The sequence below is a fragment of the Buchnera aphidicola (Aphis glycines) genome, from assembly GCF_001280225.1.
Taxonomy (GTDB): domain Bacteria; phylum Pseudomonadota; class Gammaproteobacteria; order Enterobacterales; family Enterobacteriaceae; genus Buchnera; species Buchnera aphidicola_E.
Map to the genome: position 1 here is coordinate 1 of NZ_CP009254.1, position 7,639 is coordinate 7,639.

General features: G+C 26.4%; 7 protein-coding genes. 1 reads left to right on the forward strand and 6 read right to left on the reverse strand.

Features of this window, described 5'->3' with window-relative positions; translation table 11 throughout:
• Positions 1–35: 35 nt before the first annotated feature.
• Complete coding sequence (gene repA, locus IX46_RS03045; protein WP_053940554.1) at positions 36–791, reverse strand: plasmid replication initiator RepA; 756 nt, start codon at positions 789–791, stop codon at positions 36–38.
• Positions 792–953: 162 nt separating this feature from the next.
• Positions 954–1,451, reverse strand: coding sequence for a TIGR00645 family protein (locus IX46_RS03050; protein ID WP_053940555.1), 498 nt, complete (start codon positions 1,449–1,451; stop codon positions 954–956).
• Positions 1,452–1,689: 238 nt separating this feature from the next.
• Here IX46_RS03050 and repA (IX46_RS03055) point away from each other — a divergent pair, with 238 nt between their 5' ends.
• A complete protein-coding gene (repA, locus tag IX46_RS03055) occupies positions 1,690–2,547 on the forward strand; it encodes a plasmid replication initiator RepA (RefSeq protein WP_053940556.1) in 858 nt (285 codons plus the stop codon).
• Positions 2,548–2,828: 281 nt separating this feature from the next.
• On the opposite strand, the gene leuD is transcribed toward repA (IX46_RS03055), so the two are convergent.
• The 4 genes from leuD to leuA are packed head-to-tail and all read right to left on the reverse strand — an operon-like array spanning position 2,829 to position 7,564.
• Complete coding sequence (gene leuD / locus IX46_RS03060; protein ID WP_053940557.1) at positions 2,829–3,452, reverse strand: 3-isopropylmalate dehydratase small subunit; 624 nt, start codon at positions 3,450–3,452, stop codon at positions 2,829–2,831.
• 15 nt (positions 3,453–3,467) lie between these two features.
• Positions 3,468–4,868: a 3-isopropylmalate dehydratase large subunit gene (leuC, locus tag IX46_RS03065; protein WP_053940558.1), complete on the reverse strand. Its 1,401-nt coding sequence runs from the start codon at positions 4,866–4,868 to the stop codon at positions 3,468–3,470.
• Positions 4,869–4,870: 2 nt separating this feature from the next.
• Complete coding sequence (gene leuB, locus IX46_RS03070; RefSeq protein WP_053940559.1) at positions 4,871–5,965, reverse strand: 3-isopropylmalate dehydrogenase; 1,095 nt, start codon at positions 5,963–5,965, stop codon at positions 4,871–4,873.
• Positions 5,966–6,013: 48 nt separating this feature from the next.
• On the reverse strand, positions 6,014–7,564 hold the full coding sequence (leuA, locus tag IX46_RS03075; protein ID WP_053940560.1) for a 2-isopropylmalate synthase: 1,551 nt from the start codon (positions 7,562–7,564) through the stop codon (positions 6,014–6,016).
• Between the last annotated feature and the right edge of the window lie 75 nt (positions 7,565–7,639).

The window sequence follows — 7,639 nt, forward strand, 5'->3', positions numbered from 1 at the left end:
GTCTCCCTTGCTTATGAAATTCTTATTGTGTAAATTTATTTTTTAATATTTGTATATAAATCACGTATGTTATTATATTCAATATTTATTTTTTTTTTGAGACCTTGAGGACCAATTTGTGTTAATTCACTTGCTGTATAAAAATTAATTAAAGCATTTAGAATTTTATTTTTAGCAGATTTTTCATCTAATTTGAGAATAACTTTTATATCTGAAAATGAAATAAATATTTTTTTTTCGATAATTTTTAAAACTTTAGAATTTTTTTTATATTCAAATAAATATTCATTTATTTTGGATTTAGAAACATGTAATAACATAAAAAAAATTGGAGTTAAAAATATTTTTTTTGGTATATAGTTGCTATGAAATCTAGTTTTTTCTTTTTTACATTTTATAAACCCCATGGGTTCTAAAAAATGACTGATTAATCTAGAAGCACGTGTAATTGATTTATTACCCGCTTTTGATATTGTAGATAAACCGCATTGATCTGACAATTTTTCAATTGAAGCTTCTACTACATGAGATTCTATATTGTAATGATACAACATAGCTAAAACCATAGCTCGCATAGCACAGGCTCGATGTTCGTTTAATCTTCTAAATCGAGGAAAAATATTACCAGTTTTGGGGTTTATTGCTAGTAAAGTATAATTTAATATATTTCTCGCAACATCCATTCCTGATGCCTTTCGCATTGCATATTTAATAAAATTAGATCTTTTTTTCTCATTTTTAGGAGGATTAAATACCGGTTTTAAATTACATATATAATTTTTTCTAGACACTAAATTAATACACTTAAACATAAAATATATTTTTTAAAAAACATATTCAAATAAAATGATTAGTTAGATAATTTATTTATAACTAAAATACAATTATAAACTTATAACATAAATTTAAAATGCTTTCAAATAACTTTAAATAAGCGACTAAAAAATTTTAATTTAATGTTTTATTTTTTTGCTCATTTTATCAATATATGCCATTCCAAAAGCTGATAAAACAAATGTTAAATGAATAACTACACACAACATAATTTTATTATCTAAAATTCTTTCTGCTTCCATAAAAAGACGCAATAAATGTACAGATGATATTGCAACTATTGATGAAGCAACTTTATTTTTAATTGAATTAACATCCATAGTACCCATCCAACCTAATCTTTTTTGATTATCTTCGATGTCCATTTTAGAGATGAAATTTTCATACCCTGAAAACATTACCATAACTAAAAGCCCCCCTACTAATGCAATATCAATTAAAGATAATACTACTAGAACTAAACCAGACTCTGACATCGCTAAAATATCTGGTAAAATAAAAACTATTTGTTGAAAAAACTTTAACGTTAATAAAATAAATCCAAAGGATAAACCGACATATACAGGAAACATTAACCAACGAGAAGCATATATCGATTTTTCAATAAATTTTTCCATTTTTATTCCTAAAAACTTATGTAAAAAGTATATTTAATATATACATATTATATTGAAAAAAATTTCTATATAATCAAGAAAAACTTTTGTTTTTTTAATTATATAGAAATTTTTTAAAATTATATTGAAAAAGTTTTTAATTTATGTTAAATATATATCGTCAAAAACAGGCATAATTTTAAAAATTACATCATTTAACAACACAACATTTTACAACACTTTTTAAAAAAATTATATTATGTCATTTAGAAAAAATTATATAAACAATAAAAATCCATTTTTTACACCCCCAAAAAATGATAAACGTCGTCCATCATTTATTTGTTTTGCTATGAAAAAAGCATCAGAAATAGATGTAGCAAGATGCGAGTTAAACTATATTATTCAACTTAGAAACATTAGAACAGGCATTCCAATAAAACGAATAAGAAGATTAAACGAGCATCGAGCCTGTGCTATGCGAGCTATGGTTTTAGCTATGCTATATCATTTTAACATTTCATCAGAATTAGTACAAGCATCAGTAGAACAGTTATCTGATGAATGTGGGTTATCTACAATATCAAAAGCAGGTAACAAATCAATTACGCGAGCTTCTAGGTTAATAACACATTTTATGGAACCCATGGGTTTTGTTACTTGCAAAAAAATATGGGATAAAGTATTAGGTAATTATATGCCCAAAATGATAACACTTACACCACTTTTTTTTATGCTTTTTGATGTTTCTGAAAAACAATTAGTTAATGCTAAAAAACAACAATTAGGATGGATTAATAAAAATCTTATCACTAAGGGATTAAAACCTATTACAATTTCTGAAGCAAAAACAAAATCAAAAGAAACACATATAAAAAATATTTTTAAATATAGAATATCTAAACATACTTTTTATAAAAAGAAAAAAAATGCACAACGTTTAATAGCTTTAGATGAAAAAGAAGCAAGACAAAGAATTCTACGCGCTTTAGTAGGAAAATATTCTATTAGTGAATTAACAAAAATGGGCCCTAGTGGTTTAAAAAAACAAGTCAATATTAGCTATTATTATTTACGAAAAATAGCAAACAATACATATTCTGATAAAATTAAATAACTTATCTATTACATTTAATATGTAAATCTATATTCCATCCATAATAAATCATTACATTTACTCAATTTTTCTAAAATATTTCAAAAAAACTTATTTTATATATTTCTTATATTAAAAAAATTAATATTTTTTTTTTTTAAATACCATAAATGCATATTATTTTTTTTAATAAATGCTTTCTAAGCAATAAATGCAAAATAACATTTTTTTAAACATAAAAAAAAATAATATATAACATGAAAAAAAATAGCGAAATTTTTTAAATTCGCTATTTAAAATTTTTAAGAATTAAATATTTTTCTTTTTAAGTAAAAAGAAGGTATTTTATTTTCATAAAATTTAATCTTATCATGAAGTTTCATAGTCAAATCTATATTATCTAAATTGTTTAATAAATAAAAACGTTGAGAACTGTTTAAATTAAACAAAAAACTTTTATGTTTATAATTTATTTTATTTGCTAACAAATCAATACTTAATATAATATTTTGACTTTTATTAAATAAATCAAATAAATAATTAACTTCTATTTTTTTAAGAATAATTAATAAAAGTTTATTGTTAAAACTATTATTATAAAAAATATCAGAAAAACTGGGAGCAATTATCACTTTAAAACCGTAATCTAACAACGCCCAAACAGCATGTTCTCTTGATGACCCACAACCAAAATTATCTTGTGTTAATAAAATACTAGCATTTTCATAAATTTTTTTATTTAAAATAAAATCAGGATTAACATTAGATTGATTTTTATCAAGATATCTCCAGTCATGAAATAAATATTGACCAAAACCAATTTTATTTACTTTTTGTAAAAATTGCTTAGGAATGATTACATCTGTATCTATATTAGATATATTTAAAGGCACAACAGTACCTTCATATTTAGTAGATTTAAACATTTTAAATTAATCTCATTATTTTAAATTTCTTATATCGAAAAATTTTCCATGTATAGCCGCTGCCGCTGCCATTATAGGACTTACTAAATGTGTTCTCCCCCCTCTCCCTTGACGTCCTTCAAAATTTCTATTACTAGTAGAAGCACAACGTTCACCATTATTCAATTTATCATCATTCATACCTAGACACATTGAACATCCAGGTAGCCTCCATTCAAACCCTGCATTAATAAAAATTCTGTCTAAACCTTCTTTTTCAGATTCACTTTTAACTAATCCTGATCCGGGAACAACAATAGCTTTTATATGATCTGCGATTTTTTTGTTTTTTAATATCTTAGCCGCTGCTCTTAAATCTTCTATACGAGAATTTGTACAAGACCCAATAAAAACTTTATCAATTTTAATATCTGTTAAAAACATCCCTGGTTTTAAATTCATATAATTACATGCAGATATAGTTAAATTTTTTTTGATAGGATCATCAAAAGATTTATAATCTGGTATTGGTTGATTTATTGATAAAACTTGATCTGGGCTTGTCCCCCAAGTGATTTGAGGAGATAAATCAGTAATATCAAAAACTAATTCTTTGTCAAAAATAGCACCTTCATCTGTTTTTAATGTTTTCCAATAATTCACTGCATCTTGCCAAGATGCACTATAAGGTGAATATAATTTTCCTTTTAAATATAAATATGTTACTTCGTCAGGAGCAATTAATGCAGATTTAGCACCCATTTCAACAGCCATATTACAAATTGTCATACGCGCTTCCATAGACATATTTTTAATTACATTCCCACAAAATTCAATTACATAACCAGAACCACCAGAAGTTCCTATTTGCCCAATAATAAACAAAATGATATCTTTTGATGTAATAAAATTGCTAGCTTTTCCAATTATTTCAATCTTCATATTTTTAAAACGTTTTTGTTTTAATGTTTGTGTGGCAAGAACATGTTCAACTTCTGAAGTCCCGATTCCAAAAGCTAATGCACCAAATGCTCCATGAGTTGATGTATGAGAATCGCCGCATACTATTGTGGTGCCGGGTAAAGTCATTCCGTTTTCAGGACCTATCACATGTACGATTCCTTGACTTAGGTGATTTAAATCATATAATGATATGTTAAATTCATTACAATTTTTAACTAATTTATCCATTTGTATTTTGGCCATAGGTCCAGAAGCATTAATATCTTTACTTATTGTTGAAACATTATGGTCCATTGTAGCAAATGTTTTTTTAGGCTGACGAACAAATCGATTTTTTTCACGTAATGCATCAAAAGCTTGAGGAGACGTAACTTCATGCAATAAATGTAAATCTATATACAAAAGAGATATATTCTCTTCTTCTTGATGTACAATATGAGAATTATATATTTTTTCATATAAAGTTTTTTTCATTTTCATCTTCCATCTATCAAAAATTTAGTAATAACATCACCCATCTCAGTAGTTTTAATATAATTTGTACCATTTGATATATCTATTGTTCTATATCCTTCTAATAAAGCACGATGAACAGATAAATCAATTTTATTTGCTATTTCAGGTAAATGCATACTATATCTTACTAACATGGAAACAGAAAGTATTTGAGCTATCGGATTAGCAATGTTGAGACCCTGAATATCAGGAGCAGACCCCCCCGCTGGTTCATATAAACCGAAATTTTTTTCATTTAAACTAGCAGACGGAAGCATACCAATTGAACCAGTAATCATCGCACATTCATCAGATAGAATATCTCCAAAAAGATTCGAACAAAGCAGAACATCGAACTGATTTGGATTTTTAATAAGTTGCATAGAAGCATTATCAATGTATAAATGAGATAATTCAATATCAGGATAGTTTTTAGAAACTTCGTCTACTATTTCTCTCCAAAAAAAGGAACTTTCAAGGACATTAGCTTTATCAATTGAGCAAACTTTTTTCTTTCTTGAACGAGCAATTTGAAAAGCCAAATTAGCAATTCGTCGAATTTCAAAATCATAATAAATTTCTGTATCAAAAGCGTATGTATTATTTTTAATATCAACTAATCTTCCTTTTTCTTTTCCAAAATAAATACCACCAATCAATTCCCTAACACACAATATATCAAAACCAGTATTTACAATTTCATGACGAAGAGGAGATAAATCTTTCAATTCTGAATATAATTTAGCTGGTCTTAAATTAGAAAATAGATTAAAATGTTTTCTCAAAGGTAATAAAGCTGCTCTTTCAGGTTGTAATGCAGATGGTAAAAAATTCCATTTACTACCTCCAACTGCACCAAATAAAATTGCATCAGAATTTTCACATCCTGATATTGTTTGTGAAGGTAAAGCTACTCCGTGTTTATCAATAGCTATACCACCAACATCAAATTCATCTGTGATCAAAGATAAAGAAAAATACTTTTTTAATACATTTAAAATTTTGTAAGCTTCTTGCATAATCTCAGGACCTATACCATCACCTGGTAAAATTGCGATGCGAAATTTTTTTTTCATATTAAATATTTCTCCAGTTTATAAATTAAATAAAACAAGTAAATTCAATTATTTGTTTTTTAAAATTTTTAGTTTTTTATTGACTTGATTAACTTTCCATATAGTATTTAAAACATTCACCATAGCCTGAGCTGAAGATTCTATAATGTCAGTAGCTAAACCTACACCATGAAATTTTCTTTTTTTATATTCAACTAAGATATTAACTTGACCTAATGCATCTTTACCCTTCCCCTTGGCTGTTAACTGATATTTTTGTAAAATTATGGGAAAATGTGTAATTCTATTTAAAGCTTGATAAATTGCATCAACTGGTCCATTGGGTGTTGTAGCAGATTCTGTAAATGTATTTTTTCCGCATAATAATTTAACTGAAGCAGTAGATAAACCATTAGAAATAGATTGAACACTAAAAAAAGACAATGAAAAATATTCTAATTCATCTTGTTGTGTATTAAAAAATGCTAATGCTTCTAAATCGTAATCAAAAACTTGTCCCTTTTTATCTGCTAATTTGAGAAATTGTGTATATAATTCATTTATATTATAATCTGTTTCTTTATAACCCATTTCTGTCATATGATGTTTAACAGCAGCTCTTCCTGACCTAGATGTTAAATTTAATTTAACTTCCTTTAAACCTATACTACTGGGCTCCATAATTTCGTAATTTTTTCTATTTTTTAGCACACCATCTTGATGAATTCCAGAAGAATGCGCAAATGCATTACTTCCAACTATTGCTTTATTAGGGGGGATAGGCATATTACAAATTTGACTAATTATTTTACTAGTACGATATATCTCTTTATGTTTAATTTTAGTGGATACTTTTAAAATGTCTTGTCTCACTTTAATTGCCATAATCACTTCTTCTAATGCTGTATTTCCAGCTCTCTCTCCAATACCATTGATGGTTCCCTCTATTTGTCTAGCACCTGCTTCTATAGCAGATATTGAATTTCCTACCGCCATGCCTAAATCATTATGACAATGCACTGAAATAATAGATTTATCAATATTGGGTACGCGTTGAAATAATTTTTTAATAATTAAAGATATTTCGTTAGGAACTGTATATCCTACTGTATCTGGTATATTAATTGTTTTTGCACCAGCATCTATTAATTTTTCAACAATTTTACATAAGTTATCTATTGTAGTTCTACTAGCATCTTCACAAGAAAACTCAACATCATCTGTATAACGTAACGCTCTTTTAACAGAAGAAACTGCCATATCTATAATTTCATTAAAATTTTTATTTAATTTTGATTCCATATGTAATATTGAAGTTGCTAAGAAAATGTGTATACGAAAAATATCTGATTTAGACATTGCTTCTGCTGCAATATCAATATCTTTATCAACACAACGAGCTAAACTACATATTTTACTATTTTTAATTTGTTTCGATATTTCTTGTATAGATTTAAAATCCCCTGGAGAGGATACAGGAAAACCAACTTCAATAATATCTATACCTGTATTTTCCAAAGATAGTGCAATTTGTAATTTCTGTTTTACACTTAAACTTGCTTGTAACGCTTGTTCCCCATCACGTAATGTAGTATCAAAAATAATAACTTGTGAATTCATAATTTTTCTCATTTTTTGAAAAACAAATATTAAAAAATAAATTTACACAATAAGAATTTCATAAGCAAGGGAGAC

Excerpts from the sequence above, each read along its gene's own strand:
- leuA (WP_053940560.1), bottom strand. The coding sequence starts at position 7,564 with ATGAATTCACAAGTTATTATTTTTGATACTACATTACGTGATGGGGAA.
- repA (WP_053940556.1), top strand. The coding sequence starts at position 1,690 with ATGTCATTTAGAAAAAATTATATAAACAATAAAAATCCATTTTTTACA.
- leuB (WP_053940559.1), bottom strand. The coding sequence starts at position 5,965 with ATGAAAAAAAAATTTCGCATCGCAATTTTACCAGGTGATGGTATAGGT.
- leuC (WP_053940558.1), bottom strand. The coding sequence starts at position 4,868 with ATGAAAAAAACTTTATATGAAAAAATATATAATTCTCATATTGTACAT.
- IX46_RS03050 (WP_053940555.1), bottom strand. The coding sequence starts at position 1,451 with ATGGAAAAATTTATTGAAAAATCGATATATGCTTCTCGTTGGTTAATG.
- leuD (WP_053940557.1), bottom strand. The coding sequence starts at position 3,452 with ATGTTTAAATCTACTAAATATGAAGGTACTGTTGTGCCTTTAAATATA.